We start from the raw sequence: 14,409 nt of genomic DNA on the forward strand, positions 1-14,409 counted from the left end.
AGGCCGCGTATCATATCCAATTTAGGTAAAACTGCACCAGCGCCGCAGCAAGATCGGCTTGCAAGCCTTGTTCCAGACACCATTGTTCGGCGTGCGCGGCGACTTCGGGCCAGTGTTGCAGCAGGTTTTTCCAGGCGTCGGTCATCGCCGCCTCGGTATTCCAGGCCTGCCACAGGGCCCGCACCGCCGCTTGGGCGTCAGGTGAAAGAGTCCGGGTGTACAAGGCGAGAAAGGCCTCGAGCTTGTCCAGGTGAATGTCTTCGTCCTGACGGTAGATATGCCAGAGCATCGGCCGCCCGGCCCATTGCGCCCGAACAAAGGAGTCCTCTCCCCGCACCGCGTTGAAATCGCAGCACCACAACAGACGGTCGTAATCTTCCTGGCGAACAAAAGGCAGGACCTGGACCGTCAGGGACTGCCGGATCTGCAGGCTGCCCACACTCAACGACGCGTCTCCCAGCCAGCGCTGCACATCTCCCAGGATGCGCCCTTCGGGCACCAGCAAATGGGTCTGTTGCGTATCGAGGGCCAAGGCATCCAGCCAACCACCAAGACTGGCGTTCTCATAGGCAAACAGTGACATCAAGCGGCTACCGGCGGCGGGAGTGACTCCCAGTCCTTGAAGAAAATCCAGCTGGACCTGGCGATCGGCCTGAAATTGCCGGCGGCGCTCGAGCAATCCGGCTTCGCGCAGCAAGCCGCCCGTGCCAGCCTGGAATCCGGGGAAGAAAAAGTACTTCTGTACGCCACGAAACTTCACTGATGGCAGGCCGTGGCAGCCACTGACCCAATCCTCCGCGCTCAGGTAATCCAGATTCAGCCACAAGGGTGCACGCTGGCGCTCGGCCATGGCCTCCATATAGGCATGGGGCAATTGACAGGCAAACGCAGCGATCACCACATCGGCTGCAGCTTCAGGTTGCCACTGGGCCGGCCAGTGGCGCACCTCGACCCCATCCTGATACTGGCTGAGTCGCTGAAAGTCGATCTCTGGACAGATCTTTTCAAAGGCCCGCAGATCATCGACCCACAAACGCACCGTGCATTGATGCTCGGCCACCAACTGTCGGGCCAGGCGCCAGGTCACGCCGATGTCGCCGTAGTTGTCGACCACGCTGCAAAAAATATCCCAGGAGGCTTTCATTCCAGTCCCCGATTGGCAAAGGCGCCGATTGTCCGCATAAATGCTCCTGCGCAGAAGAGCCAACCTCGATTAATCTTCATGCGACAATCAGCCCTCGCCCACTATCGCCCGCCAGGAGGCAACCATGTCTTATCGCCCGCCCGCTCGTCGCTCCTTGCGCATCAGCTTCAATGCCCTGGCGCTCAGCGGCAGCATTGCCCTGGGCCTGTGGCTGGGTTTTCTGGCGATTGCCCTGACCTGCTGGCTAGCCTCGCACTTTCTCTTCAGCCAGCAACTGGCTCCTGTAGCGCAAGCCGTGCAGCAATTGGCGAAGCCGCCGGTGGTTGCGCCTGAACCGCCCAATCGGCTGTTCGAGCAGTATCAGGAAAACCTGCGCAAGAACGAAGAGTTGCAATCCCTGGATAACGCTCGCAGCGACCCGCGCAACCTGTCCAATCCCAAATGCCAGTTCTGGTTGCAACAGGACCAGACAGCGCCCAGCGAAAAGAGTCGCGCCAACGTTCTGCAGTTCTGTAATTGATCATGAATAAACAGTCTGTCTGCCAACTGATTCTGCAACAGCTCCAAGAGGATCTGGAGATCGCGGTGCGCGCAGCGCAAACCGCCTACGAAACCGCCACTCACGAAGAGAATATCGCCGAGAACAAGTACGACACTCTGGGGCTGGAAGCCTCCTACCTGGCGGCCGGCCAGGCTCGGCGGGTCGAGGAAATCCGTCAGGCATTGAGTCTCTGGCAGAACCTGAGTTTGCGATCCTACGACCCACAGACCGGGATCCAGGTCGGTGCGTTGCTGGGGCTGGAGGATGAAAACGGCCACGAACAATGGCTGTTTCTTGGCCCCGACGGGGCAGGCTTGAAGGTTTATGTGGTGGGGCAACTGGTGACCGTCATCACCCCGCGGTCACCGCTGGGCAAGAGCCTGATGGGCAAGTTCGAGGACGACGAGGTGGAGATCGTGGTGGCGGGGACCCGGCAACAGTTCACTGTCACCGAGGTCCGCTAGCTGAAATCAGTGAACCGGCAGTTCGACGCCGTCGAACAGTTCTTCCAGTTCCTGCTTGTTATGGCATTGAATCGCCTTGGCCATGACTTCGCGCGTCAGGTGCGGGGCGAACTTCTCGATGAAGTCGCACATGAAGCCGCGCAGGAATGTACCGCGACGGAAACCGATCTTGGTGATGCTCGACTCGAACAGCTCGCTGGCGTCCAGTACCACCAGGTCATTGTCGAGCTTGGTGTCGACCGCCATCTTGGCGACGATACCCACTCCCAACCCCAGGCGCACATAGGTCTTGATCACGTCGGCGTCAGCCGCAGTGAACACCACCTTTGGCGTCAGGCCACGATGGCTGAAGGCTTCATCAAGCTTGGAACGGCCAGTGAAACCAAACACGTAGGTAACGATGGGGTATTCGGCCAAGGTTTCCAGGGTCAGCTTCGGCAGCTTGGTCAGCGGGTGGCCCTGAGGCACAACCACGCAACGGTTCCAGCGATAGCACGGCATCATCACCAGATCACCGAACAGCTCCAGCGCCTCGGTGGCGATGGCGAAATCCACAGTGCCGTCAGCGGCCATCTCAGCGATCTGCATCGGCGAGCCCTGGTGCATGTGCAGGGCCACATCGGGGTACTGCTTGATGAAGCTACTGATCACCGGTGGCAGGGCGTAGCGTGCCTGGGTATGGGTGGTGGCGATGGACAGGGTGCCCTTCTTCTCGTTGGAGAACTCCTGGGCGATCTGCTTGATGCTTTCGACCTTGCGCAGGATCTCGCCGGCGGTAGTGATGATCCGCTCACCGGCCGGGGTCACACGGGTCAGATGCTTGCCGCTGCGAGCGAAGACCTCGACCCCAAGCTCGTCTTCGAGCAGACGGATCTGCTTGCTGATACCCGGTTGTGAGGTGTAAAGGCTTTGGGCGGTAGCGGAGACGTTGAGGTCGTGGTGCGCCACTTCCCAGATGTAGCGCAATTGTTGAAGCTTCATATCAATCCCTCAAAGCAGGTAGACGCCACGGGTATCAGCGACGGTATATAACTATATTAATGGTCAGGAGAATAAATCTAGAACTTTTATTCAGAATTTTCCATTCCGCCCTCAGACATCCCCCTGACGCCGACGCTGCACCAGAGGCACCAGATAAACCGGCACTTTGGCCAGCTGTAAAACCCGTGCGGCCGTACGCCCCAAAGGGGTTTGCGCACCGCCCCCGTGGCTGTGACTTCCTACGATCAGCAAATCCACCGAGAGTTTCGCCGCCTGATCCAGAATCACCTGGGATGGGTCCCCTTGAAGCACCCGCACCGACTGGATCAAGGTCAGGTCCTGCATGCCCTCCCCCAACTCCTCGCGAAAACTGTCCAGCACCCGCTGCTCGATATTGGCCATTACCGTGCTCAAGCCCTGGCGGTGAAACTCGTTCAAGGATTGCTCATCCAGATAGCTCTGCAACACCGATTCGGCAAATAGCCCCATGGGTTCCACTGCGTGCACTACATGTAAGTCGGCATTGAACGTTCGAGCCAGCTCCAAGGCATGCTGCATGACAAAGGGCGCATACAGACCGAGGTCGGTGGCATACAGCATCGAACGAATCATATGACCTCCTCAACTGCCAAGATGGCGGAGATTGATTCAGCTTAGCAGTGCCTGGAACTGTGGGAGGTTCGACGCCAAGCCTGGGATTTTAGGGCTCAATCCCTGGCTTCGTTGCTGATGCCATGGGGCACGTGGCCGGTGGCGACCACCTCGCGGGCCAACTCGCAGTGACCGGCCTGATCATCAAAAAAAACATCGGCGGCGAAGGCTTCAAGAAAGGCGGCTTTCTCCAGGCCGCCCAGAAACAAGGACTCGTCCAGACGAATGTCCCACTCGCGCAAGGTGCGGATCACCCGTTCATGGGCCGGCGCCGAACGGGCCGTGACCAAGGCCGTGCGAATCGGGCAGGCATCGTTGGGAAACTCGCCCTGAAGCAGATTGAGTGCCGCCAGAAAGCCCTTGAACGGTCCGCCCGGCAATGGTTCCCGGGCCGACTGCTGCTCACTGGCCTGAAAGGCCTCCAGGCCACCGGTTTGATAGACCCGTTCCGAGTCATCGGAAAACAGCACGGCGTCCCCGTCGAAGGCGATGCGCAACTCGCCATTGGCGGCGCGCCGGGCGCCGCCGGAAAGGATGGTCGCGGCGGCAAACCCGGCCTCCAGAGCACTGCGCACATCGTCGGCATGGGTAGAGAGAAACAGATCGCTGCCAAAGGCCGCCAAATAGGGATAGGGACTGCGACCGCCGACGAAGGCCGCACGGGAAATACCCAGGCCGTAATGCTGGATCGAGTTGAACACCCGCAGGCCGGTGTCAGCACTGTTGCGTGAAACCAGCACCACCTCGACCCGCGCACGTCCCAGGCTGGCATTGAGACTGAGCAGTTTCTTCACCAATGGGAAGGCATCGCCCGGTTCGAGGATCTCCTCTTCGTGTTCGATCTGATACTGCCTATAAGCCTCGACACCCTGGGCCAGATAGACCTTATGGCTGTCGCTCAGATCGAACAAAGCCCGCGACGAAATCGCCACCACCAGCTTGCCATCCAGGCCATTTGCCATATTCCGTCCCCTTCAGGTAATCAGCTCAAGCGTGATGCCGGTCGATGAAACTCAAGGCTTGGTAAAGCGCCTGGATTTTCGGCAGCTCACAGCCAGCGGCCCTGGCTGCCGCCAAAGGTGCGGCATAGATGGCTGCCAACTCCAGAGGACGCTGATGCAGGAAATCATGGTACATGCTCGGCCAATAGTCGGGCATGTGCTCGGTGGACTTGAACAGTTGCTGTGCGTAGGCATCTGGAATGACATGACCACAAGCCGCAGCCCCCAGAAGCACCTCCTGCATGAGGTTCTGAATCAACTCGCGGCTGTCCGGATCGGCCATCAACGGCGTGGTGCTGGCCTTGAGCAGCACCGACAGACCGTTGTAAGGCACATTCCACACCAGCTTCTGCCAACGCGCCTGCTGCAGGTTGCCCATGACCTTGGAATCAAGCCCGGCCTCACGAAACAACGCCGCCCCTTCTTCGACAATAGCCTGGCTCAACACCGGATCAGCGCTTGCCGGACCGCTGTGGTAACCCAGATTGACTGCACCAAGAGCCTGGTGCTCGATCTGGCCGGGACCCGCACGATGGACACAGATAAAGCACAAGCCACCCAATAGGTGCAGCGACTCAGGAAGCACGGCGCGCAGGCCATCTTCAACGTCCAGGCCGTTCTGCAGCAACAGAACCTTGGCATCAGGCGCCGCCGCCTGAATGATCGCCGGCGCCAACTGGAGGTTGCTGGTGGTCTTGGCTCCCACCAGCAGCCAGTCACAAAGCGGCATCTCCTCAGCGCTGGCGTATGCCTGCACCGGTTTCAGGCTCAACGCCCCGTACTGAGCGCTGTTGACCTGCAGCCCCTGCTCCACCACCGTCGAGAACTCGCTACGCAATAGAAAGTGCACGTCGAAACCGGCGCGCGCCAGCATCACCCCGTAAAAACCTCCGATCGCTCCGGTCCCGATAATGCCCACACGCGGTTTACGACCTGCATCCATCAAGGCAACTCCTCTGGAATTCGATTGAGCGCCTGACGCAAGCCCTCAGTGAGCTCCTTGTACGTCAGCCGCGACTGCAACGCCCCATAAAACTCACCGTCGCTCACCACAAACAGGGCCGGCAGGTGAAACACCTGATAGCGCTCCACGGCGCCTCCGTTGTCAGCGGCATCGACCCAGCACAACCGCTCGACCGGCAAGCCCAGCCCCGGCAGTTGCGCCCGCGCCCAACGGCAACTGGAACAGCCAACGCTGGTGAAAACCACCAGGGAAACACCATCCAGGCCCAGCAATTGCTGGTCGATATCGAAGTCTGTCAGTTCCAATTCGACCACTATACTGGGGGAAACAATGTCAAATGGACGACACTCGGAGTCTGCGGTCATGGGACGTTTTTTGCCTCATCCTGATGATGTTCCGGTTGAACTGACCCTGCGTAAATACGCCTGCATTTCGCGTCAGCGGTTGCACACTATCAGCCTCGGTGGCATGGCGTGCAATTACCACCGCGCCTGGCGCCACGGCACCGCACTAGAGGTGTATATGCCGACGCTGGGGGAAAATGCGCGCTACAACGGCTATGTCGCCTGGTGCCTGAAGCGCAAGCGCGGCTACCTGGTGGGGATCGCTTTCGTCGATGAGCAAACGCTGTTCGGCGCCCGCATGGGCGAACAGGTGTGCCAGATCGCCCGATACTGCCGCCTGCATGAACCTCAGAGCGAACAACAATGCATCGAGGCCCTGGCCCTGAATTGGGTCGAGCAGCACGCAGAGGACTATTCCGAGGACCGCGTACACCAGGCTTTTGTGCAGCCTTAGCCCAATAAAACCGCCGCCTGCCCATTGTAGAGTCACCGGGTAACGCGCTAAGGTTCCGCTCCCCGACGCGCTCAAATCCGCTGTGCTCCGCCGCGCGGGGATCGCTGGCGGCCGGCACCCGTGACCTGACGAGTAACACGATGGCTGATTTACCGATCAACGACCTTAACGTCGCCTCCAACGAGACCCTGATCACCCCTGATCAACTCAAGCGAGACATCCCCCTTAGCGACACCGCCTTGCGCACCGTGACCAAGGGTCGCGAAGTGATCCGCAACATCCTCGACGGCACTGATCACCGTCTGTTTATCGTCATTGGGCCCTGCTCGATCCACGACATCAAGGCAGCGCACGAGTACGCTGAACGTCTCAAGGCACTGGCGGCGGAAGTCTCTGACACTCTCTATCTGGTAATGCGGGTGTACTTCGAGAAACCCCGTACTACCGTTGGCTGGAAAGGCCTGATCAACGACCCTTACCTGGATGACTCGTTCAAGATTCAGGACGGTTTGCATATCGGGCGGCAGTTGTTGCTGGACCTGGCTGAAATGGGCCTGCCTACCGCCACTGAAGCCCTTGACCCGATCTCCCCGCAATATCTGCAGGACCTGATCAGTTGGTCGGCCATCGGTGCACGCACCACTGAATCCCAGACCCATCGGGAAATGGCTTCCGGCCTGTCGTCGGCCGTGGGCTTCAAGAATGGCACCGACGGTGGCCTAACCGTGGCGATCAATGCGCTGCAATCGGTATCCAGCCCGCATCGCTTCCTCGGGATCAACCCACAAGGGGGCGTATCGATCGTAACCACCAAAGGCAACGCCTACGGCCACGTGGTGCTGCGTGGCGGCAACGGTAAGCCGAACTACGACTCGGTGAGCGTCGCTGTCTGCGAACAAGCCCTGAGCAAGGCCAAGATCAAGCCGAACATCATGATCGACTGCAGCCATGCCAACTCCAACAAGGACCCGGCGCTGCAACCTCTAGTCATGGAAAACGTTGCCAACCAAATCCTGGAAGGCAACCAGTCGATCATCGGTCTGATGGTGGAAAGTCACCTGAACTGGGGTTGCCAGGCGATTCCGAAGGACCTGTCAGACCTGCAGTACGGCGTATCGATTACCGACGCCTGCATCGACTGGGAAAGCACCGAGAAAACCCTGCGCAGCATGCACGCCAAGCTCAAGGACGTATTGCCGAAACGCGATCGCAGCTGATCCTTTTCGCCAGACACAAAAACGCCGGGCCAAGCCCGGCGTTTTTTTGGTCGCCCCGATCAGAGCTTTGCTGCGTGACGCTGATGGCGTTCCATGTAGCGTTCTACATAAGAACAGGATGGAATCACTGTGTAACCCATACGCTCGGCGTACTCCAGCGCCTGCTCGGTCAACGCCGCGGCAATGCCGCGCCCACGTAATGCGTTGGGCACGAAGGTGCGGTAGATATCCAGAGTCTGCTTACCCAGGTCCATATAGGTCAGGTAGGCACGATGACCGTCCACATTGGTCTCGAACTGATGACCAGCCTGGTCATGGTGGATGGACAACGCCTCGCTCATCACTACTCCTTGCGGGTCTGGAATGCTGACCCATACCTTACCGATGTTTTTCCGGCGAAGGAACAACTTACGCCACCTCGTGCCTGTCGGACACCACCGTAGAAGGCATCCCCCTTACATCGCGAGCACGTTACAAAATAGTAGGCGCCCTGGGCATAAATGCTCAAGCCACACTCGTCACAGATCAACGTAAAACGCCCTCAGCAAGCCTTGCAGAAAGCACCGTCAGGCCCAGTGTAAAAATGCGTTGAGGCTATACATCGCCGGATGCTGAAACTTAAGACGAGCACCGTTTCTTAAAGTCACCGGCAAGATGGATAAAGATAGGCCAAGGCTGGCCAGATTCTGAAGAAAAGTGCCATCGACAGAATATAGGCCCACTTTAGCCTAGACTCTGAAACAGCGCCTGGAGAATGCTGGCAAACAACCAGCACCCTCTGACAGAGCCTTGCCGCTGAATGTTTTTTATACAATCGCTTAAAAAGTTGCTCGAAAAAGAATCACCGCCTAGAATTTTTTTTGCTTCTTGCGCTACGTCAGTTTACTTACTACAAGTAATGGGTAGTATGTACGCCGGCTATTTCCTCACTCTGAGGTGATAGCTACTAATAGAAAGTCCTTGAAGGGGAACACGATGAACAACGTTCTGAAATTCTCTGCTCTGGCTCTGGCCGCAGTTCTGGCTACCGGTTGCAGCAGCGTATCCAAAGAAACCGAAGCTCGTCTGACTGCTACTGAAGATGCAGCAGCTCGTGCTCAGGCTCGTGCAGACGAAGCCTATCGTAAAGCTGATGAAGCTCTGGCTGCTGCTCAAAAAGCACAACAGACTGCTGACGAAGCTAACGAGCGCGCTCTGCGTATGCTGGAAAAAGCTAGCCGCAAGTAATAGTCCCTCGGGATTGTTATCAAGCCGATCCATTTTTTGGATCGGCTTTTTTATTGCCTGGGATTTTCCACTGACAATAAAAAACCCGTCGACACCGGCAGGTCTCGACGGGTTGTTGTTCTAACCCTTACTGCTGCAGATCGAACGGAGCACTGGACAACGATGTTGCAGGCGCCGTGGTCGGTATTGCGATCTCCACTGGCAAGCCATCTTCGGCCGCCACTACATCCCTGACCACATCCCAGTTCATGCGCAGGTTGTTGGCCAGATCTTCGCGCTTGAGCAAAGCATTGATCACCGCAGTGTGCTTGTCGACCACTGAAGGATTACCCTTGTCATCCAAAGGTGTATGCGCCTCCAGATAGACTTTGCCACCGCTGATACCGAACTTGTACGGCTCGTTGATGATACGCACGGAAGTTCCTACCGGAACCATCCCGGCCATTTCCAGCACGTTGTTGTTGAGCATACGGAAACAGCCATGACTGGTACGCATGCCGATGCCGAACTTTTTGTTCGAACCGTGGATCAGGTAACCAGGCGTGCCCAAGGTGAACTTGAACGGCCCCAGCGGGTTATTCGGTCCTGCCGGCACCACGCTCGGCAGCGGATCACCATCGGCAGCATGTTCGGCCCGGATCGACGCCGGTGGAGTCCAGGTTGGATTCGGGGTTTTCGCAGTAATGCTGGTATGAGCGATCGGCGACCCCCACCCCTCGCGTCCAATGCCCAACGGGAAGGTGTAAACCACATTCCGCCCCTTGGGGAAGTAGTAAAGACGATACTCCGCCAGGTTAATCACGATGCCCTCACGGGGCCCGGGAGGCAGGATGAAACGGGTGGGCAAGATGACCTCGGTCCCCGCCCCCGGCAACCAGGGGTCGATTCCCGGATTGGCCGCCACCATCTCCAGGTACCCCAGGTCATGAGCAGTGCCCAGGTCGGCGAAGGTGTCTTCGTACTTGGCCTTGATCACCTGCACCTGACCGACAATATCTTCACCGGGCGGCGGCAGAGGCAATTCCAATGCTGCAACGGGACCGGCCACACACAATGCGGCAAGTGTCAGGCAGCGGGTGACGACGGGGAGACGCGGCAACATCCGGATAATCCTTCGCATGAAAAACGAGTGATAGAAACGCGATTGTACACCCCGCCCCCTGGCTGCGGGAGCCAAGCGGGAGACACAAGCGCAGGCACATGAAATCCCTGTCGAAACGGTTCGCTATCGACCGCCTACAGCTCGAAGCGCAACTCCGGCCAGATCGGCGGAGTGCCGCGCTTTTGCGACTCCAGGATTGCCCGGCACAAGGGGCAGAGTCGTTGATCCTGGAAAATCGTCCGATCCACACTCGACCAGCGCGGCTGCGCGGGCAACAAAGTGCCACACAAGGTCCGATCGGCAGAACCACCCAACTCCAGCTGACGCGTCACCAGATGCACTCGAACCTCCTGGCAGGCGAACAGGTCAAGCTGTTCATCAGGCTCGATCAGTTGATAGGCAAACAGGGACCAGGCGGGACGCGGCATCGGGGGCTCCAAATCGGGGGCGCCACATTAGCCGAAACACTGCCACTAGAAAAGCGTCAAAGCAGCGGTTTTAGCGTCGGCCAGACATTTTCCAGCAACTTGTCCTGAGCCGCTGCTGCAGGGTGCAGACCGTCTGCCTGCATCAGTTCGGGATGACCACCGACCCCATCAAGAAAAAACGGTACCAGCGCCACCTTTTTGTCACTGGCCAACTGGCCATAAACCTGAGCGAACGCCTGGGTGTAGCGCACACCATAGTTGGGCGGCAACTGCATGCCCAACAGCAGCACCTTGGCACCACTGGCCTGGGCACTGTCGATCATCGACGCAAGATTTTGTTGCAATTGCTGAGGCGGCTGGCCGCGCAGGCCATCGTTGCCGCCCAACTCGAGGATCACCACCTCAGGCTTATGCTCTGCAAGCAGCGGCGGCAGCCGCGCCAGGCCACCGGCACTGGTGTCGCCACTGACCGAGGCGTTGATCACTTTGTCGGTGAAACCCTGGTCCTTGAGCCGCTTCTCCAACAGAGCCACCCACCCCTCGCGGGTATCCAGGCCGAAAGCCGCACTGATACTATCGCCCACGATCAGGACCGTACCCGCCGCTGCGTTCTGGGCCATGCACATCAAGGCCAGGCCGGCACTCAAAAACCATACACGCATCGGATTCTCCATGGGCGCAAGCATTCTCACTGCGCGGAACCTTAGCAAAGTGGTTCCCAGCGCGGAAGGTGAACTGACCATCCTTCATGAACTCAGCCTGGAGCTGAACCAGGGCGACAGTCTGGCCATAGTCGGCGCCTCGGGTTCCGGAAAATCCACACTGCTCGGTTTGCTGGCAGGACTCGACCTGCCCAGCAGTGGTGAGGTCACCCTCGCCGGCCAGGCCTTGAGTCGCCTGGATGAAGATCAGCGAGCACGGGTCAGGGCCGAGCACGTTGGGTTCGTGTTTCAATCCTTCCAATTGCTCGACAGCCTCAACGCCCTGGAAAACGTCATGCTGCCCCTGGAACTGGATGGCCGCCGCGACGCCCGTGAGCGCGCCACCGAGCTGCTGCGACGGGTCGGCCTCGGCCAGCGCCTGAGCCACTCGCCTCGCCAGCTTTCCGGCGGTGAGCAACAACGAGTCGCCATCGCCCGGGCCTTTGCCGCCGAACCCGACGTGCTGTTTGCCGATGAACCTACCGGCAACCTCGACAGCCACACCGGTGAACGCATCAGCGACCTGCTGTTCGAACTCAACAAGGAGAGCGGCACGACTCTGGTGCTGGTGACCCATGATGAACGCCTGGCCCATCGTTGCCGGCGCCTGATCCGTCTTGAAGCGGGCTTGCTGGTCGCCCCTCTGGAGCCTTGATGGCACGTCTGCCGCTGTTGCGTCTGTTCAGCCTCGCCCTGCGCCAGCTGTTGCGCGATGCCCGCGCCGGGGAGTTACGGGTGCTGTTCTTTGCCTTGCTGGTGGCTGTGGCGGCGAGCACCGCCATTGGTTATTTCGGCGCCCGACTCAACGGAGCCATGCTGCTGCGGGCCACCGAGTTTCTCGGGGCTGATCTGCTTCTGGAGGGCAGCTCACCGGCACGCCCGGAACAGATCGACAGCGGGCAGGCATTGGGACTCGATCATGCGCGCATAGTCGAATTCTCCAGCGTTATCGCCACCGACACTGGCATCCAGCTGTCGAGTATCAAGGCAGTGGACAATGCCTACCCACTACGCGGCCAACTCAAGAGCGCGGCAGCGCCCTACGGCGTTGAAGAGCCCGGTGGCGGTCCAAAGGCCGGTGAAGCCTGGGTCGAATCACGCCTGCTGACCGCGCTGAATCTGAAGATCGGCGACAGCATCGATGTCGGCACGCAACCCCTGCGGCTGGCTCGGGTCCTGACCTATGAGCCCGACCGAGCCGGCAACTTCTATAGCCTAACGCCTCGAGTGCTGATCAGCCTGGACGACCTGCAAGCCACCGGCGTCGTCCAGCCGGGCAGCCGGGTCAGCTACAAGGAGCTCTGGCGCGGCCCGGCACCGGCCCTAGAGAGCTATCGCCAACTGATCAAGCCGGGGCTGGCGCCCAACCAGCGACTGCAGGATGCCCGCGATGGCAACCAGCAGATTGGCGGCGCCCTGGGCAAGGCCGAGCGTTACCTGAACATGGCCAGTCTGGTAGCCGTGTTGCTATCCGGGGTCGCCGTCGCCTTATCGGCCAATCGTTTCGCAACCCGGCGCTTCGATGCCAGCGCCTTGCTACGCTGCCTCGGTCTGTCGCGACGGGAAACCATGTTGCTGTTCAGCGTGCAATTGGGACTTCTGGGGCTCCTGGCCAGCATCAGCGGCGCACTGCTGGGGTGGTTGGCCCAACTTGGCCTGTTCTATCTGCTGCATGACCTGCTGCCCAGCGATGTGCCTCCTGGTGGCCTGCTCCCGGCCATTGCCGGTATTGGCACCGGGTTGGTGGCCCTGGCAGGGTTTGCCCTACCGCCCCTGGCTGCCTTGGGGCGGGTCCCGCCACTTCGCGTGTTACGTCGTGACCTGCTGCCAATTCCTTCCAGTACCTGGATGATCTACGGCGCGGCCCTGTTTGCCCTGGGCCTGATCATGTGGCGCCTGAGTCTGGATCTGATCCTGACCTTTGCACTGCTCGGCGGTGGACTGATAGCTGCACTGGTACTGGGTGGGTTACTGCTTCTGGTGCTGCAAAGCCTGCGTCGTCTGCTGGCCCGCTCCTCCCTGCCCTGGCGCCTGGGACTGGGCCAGTTGCTGCGGCATCCCCTGGCGGCAGCCGGACAGTCCCTGGCCTTTGGTCTGATTCTGCTGTCCATGGCACTGATCGCCCTGCTGCGGGGCGAACTGCTCGATACCTGGCAGAACCAGTTGCCGAAAAATGCCCCCAATTACTTTGCACTGAATATCCTACCCGCCGAAAAACAGGCTTTTAGCGAACGCCTGGTACAACTTTCGGCCCCTTCGGCGCCGCTGTATCCGGTGGTTCCCGGACGCCTGGTGAGCATCAACGGCGAGCCTGTAAGGGAGATAGTCAGCAAGGACTCCAGTGGCGACCGCGCGGTACAGCGCGACCTGAGCCTGACCTGGGCCGCCGACCTGCCGGCCGGCAACCGCATCACCGAAGGCAACTGGTGGTCAGCGCAGCCCGCCGACGCTGTGCCCGGCGTATCGGTGGAGGCCAAGGTTGCACAAAGCTTGAAACTGAAACTGGGCGACCAACTGACCTTCACGGTCGCGGGCGTTAATCGGGAAGCCCGGGTTACCAGCCTGCGCAGCATCAACTGGGACAACTTCCAACCGAACTTCTTCATGATCTTCCAGCCAGGCACCCTGAAAGATCTGCCTGCCACCTACCTGACCAGCTTTTATCTGAGCCCGGGACACGACCAGCAGGTCATCGAGCTATCCAGGGCCTTTCCAGCGGTGACTATTCTTCAAGTGGAGGCCTTGCTGGAGCAACTGCGCAGCATCCTGGCCCAGGTCACTCTGGCAGTGGAGTATGTATTGCTGTTTGTCCTGGCGGCCGGAATGGCAGTGCTGTTTTCCGGCCTGCAGGCCACGTTGGACGAGCGCATTCGCCAAGGCGCCCTATTACGCGCGCTCGGTGCCGAGAGGCGGTTGCTGGTCAAGGCTCGGCGGATCGAGTTCGGTCTTCTCGGCGCCGTCAGCGGCCTGCTGGCGGCCCTGGGTAGCGAACTGGTCAGCCTGGTGCTTTACCGGTTCGCCTTCGACCTGCCCTGGCACCCACATCCCTGGCTGTTGCTGCTGCCGCTGATAGGCGCCCTGTTGGTGGGTGGGGCCGGGGTTTTCGGCACCCGCCGGGCATTGAACGCCAGCCCGTTGAGCGTCCTGCGCGAAGGGTGAAGAGCAACAGCTCGCCAGCACAGGCTGGCGA

General features: G+C 59.7%; 17 protein-coding genes. 7 read left to right on the plus strand and 10 right to left on the minus strand.

Going from position 1 to position 14,409, the window contains the following annotated elements:
- Positions 1–10: 10 nt before the first annotated feature.
- Complete coding sequence (gene earP / locus PFZ56_RS26620; RefSeq protein WP_170002754.1) at positions 11–1,144, minus strand: elongation factor P maturation arginine rhamnosyltransferase EarP; 1,134 nt, start codon at positions 1,142–1,144, stop codon at positions 11–13.
- Positions 1,145–1,268: 124 nt separating this feature from the next.
- Between earP and PFZ56_RS26625 the strand changes: the two genes are divergently transcribed.
- Complete coding sequence (locus PFZ56_RS26625; protein ID WP_102880443.1) at positions 1,269–1,664, plus strand: hypothetical protein; 396 nt, start codon at positions 1,269–1,271, stop codon at positions 1,662–1,664.
- Positions 1,665–1,666: 2 nt separating this feature from the next.
- A complete protein-coding gene (locus tag PFZ56_RS26630; RefSeq protein ID WP_170002756.1) occupies positions 1,667–2,149 on the plus strand; it encodes a GreA/GreB family elongation factor in 483 nt (160 codons plus the stop codon).
- A gap of 6 nt (positions 2,150–2,155) precedes the next feature.
- Here PFZ56_RS26630 and cysB read toward each other — a convergent pair whose 3' ends face one another.
- The 5 genes from cysB to PFZ56_RS26655 all read right to left on the minus strand — a co-directional run bounded on the left by cysB (position 2,156) and on the right by PFZ56_RS26655 (position 6,111).
- Positions 2,156–3,130, minus strand: coding sequence for an HTH-type transcriptional regulator CysB (gene cysB / locus PFZ56_RS26635; RefSeq protein ID WP_102860894.1), 975 nt, complete (start codon positions 3,128–3,130; stop codon positions 2,156–2,158).
- 111 nt (positions 3,131–3,241) lie between these two features.
- The gene (locus PFZ56_RS26640; RefSeq protein WP_102860893.1) at positions 3,242–3,742 is read right to left on the minus strand and encodes a universal stress protein; all 501 of its coding nucleotides are present in this window, start codon (positions 3,740–3,742) and stop codon (positions 3,242–3,244) included.
- 95 nt (positions 3,743–3,837) lie between these two features.
- Positions 3,838–4,743, minus strand: a complete 906-nt coding sequence (locus PFZ56_RS26645) for a 5'-nucleotidase (RefSeq protein ID WP_102860892.1) — start codon at positions 4,741–4,743, stop codon at positions 3,838–3,840.
- Between the two features lie 25 nt (positions 4,744–4,768).
- Entirely contained in the window at positions 4,769–5,725 is a 957-nt protein-coding gene (locus PFZ56_RS26650) for a putative 2-dehydropantoate 2-reductase (protein WP_102880445.1), read from the minus strand.
- Positions 5,725–6,111 carry a thioredoxin gene (locus PFZ56_RS26655; protein WP_102880446.1) on the minus strand — a complete coding sequence of 129 codons (387 nt, stop codon included), beginning with the start codon at positions 6,109–6,111 and terminating at the stop codon, positions 5,725–5,727. The genes PFZ56_RS26650 and PFZ56_RS26655 overlap by 1 nt, the downstream gene beginning before the upstream one ends.
- Here PFZ56_RS26655 and PFZ56_RS26660 point away from each other — a divergent pair.
- A complete protein-coding gene (locus tag PFZ56_RS26660) occupies positions 6,110–6,544 on the plus strand; it encodes a PilZ domain-containing protein (protein WP_102860889.1) in 435 nt (144 codons plus the stop codon). The genes PFZ56_RS26655 and PFZ56_RS26660 overlap by 2 nt on opposite strands.
- A 140-nt stretch (positions 6,545–6,684) precedes the next feature.
- Positions 6,685–7,761: a 3-deoxy-7-phosphoheptulonate synthase gene (locus PFZ56_RS26665; RefSeq protein ID WP_016967428.1), complete on the plus strand. Its 1,077-nt coding sequence runs from the start codon at positions 6,685–6,687 to the stop codon at positions 7,759–7,761.
- Positions 7,762–7,820: 59 nt separating this feature from the next.
- On the opposite strand, the gene PFZ56_RS26670 is transcribed toward PFZ56_RS26665, so the two are convergent.
- Positions 7,821–8,102 (minus strand): GNAT family N-acetyltransferase, encoded by a 282-nt coding sequence (locus PFZ56_RS26670; RefSeq protein ID WP_011062548.1) that lies wholly within the window; start codon positions 8,100–8,102, stop codon positions 7,821–7,823.
- Positions 8,103–8,736: 634 nt separating this feature from the next.
- Here PFZ56_RS26670 and oprI point away from each other — a divergent pair.
- Positions 8,737–8,988, plus strand: a complete 252-nt coding sequence (gene oprI / locus PFZ56_RS26675) for an outer membrane lipoprotei OprI (RefSeq protein WP_003448337.1) — start codon at positions 8,737–8,739, stop codon at positions 8,986–8,988.
- Positions 8,989–9,115: 127 nt separating this feature from the next.
- Here the strand turns inward: oprI and PFZ56_RS26680 are convergent, their stop codons facing one another.
- The 3 genes from PFZ56_RS26680 to PFZ56_RS26690 form a co-directional block, all read right to left on the minus strand.
- Positions 9,116–10,090, minus strand: coding sequence for a L,D-transpeptidase family protein (locus PFZ56_RS26680; protein WP_110594578.1), 975 nt, complete (start codon positions 10,088–10,090; stop codon positions 9,116–9,118).
- A gap of 134 nt (positions 10,091–10,224) precedes the next feature.
- Entirely contained in the window at positions 10,225–10,518 is a 294-nt protein-coding gene (locus tag PFZ56_RS26685; RefSeq protein ID WP_007931378.1) for a hypothetical protein, read from the minus strand.
- Positions 10,519–10,574: 56 nt separating this feature from the next.
- Positions 10,575–11,180, minus strand: coding sequence for an arylesterase (locus PFZ56_RS26690; protein ID WP_102860887.1), 606 nt, complete (start codon positions 11,178–11,180; stop codon positions 10,575–10,577).
- Positions 11,181–11,190: 10 nt separating this feature from the next.
- On the opposite strand from PFZ56_RS26690, the gene PFZ56_RS26695 reads away from it, so the two are divergent.
- Both PFZ56_RS26695 and PFZ56_RS26700 read left to right on the plus strand, forming a co-directional pair.
- Positions 11,191–11,874, plus strand: a complete 684-nt coding sequence (locus tag PFZ56_RS26695) for an ABC transporter ATP-binding protein (RefSeq protein WP_102860886.1) — start codon at positions 11,191–11,193, stop codon at positions 11,872–11,874.
- Positions 11,874–14,378, plus strand: coding sequence for an ABC transporter permease (locus PFZ56_RS26700; RefSeq protein WP_170002758.1), 2,505 nt, complete (start codon positions 11,874–11,876; stop codon positions 14,376–14,378). The genes PFZ56_RS26695 and PFZ56_RS26700 overlap by 1 nt, the downstream gene beginning before the upstream one ends.
- Positions 14,379–14,409: the final 31 nt, after the last annotated feature.

Source organism: Pseudomonas danubii (genome assembly GCF_042980055.1).
Taxonomy (GTDB): Bacteria; Pseudomonadota; Gammaproteobacteria; order Pseudomonadales; family Pseudomonadaceae; genus Aquipseudomonas; species Aquipseudomonas danubii.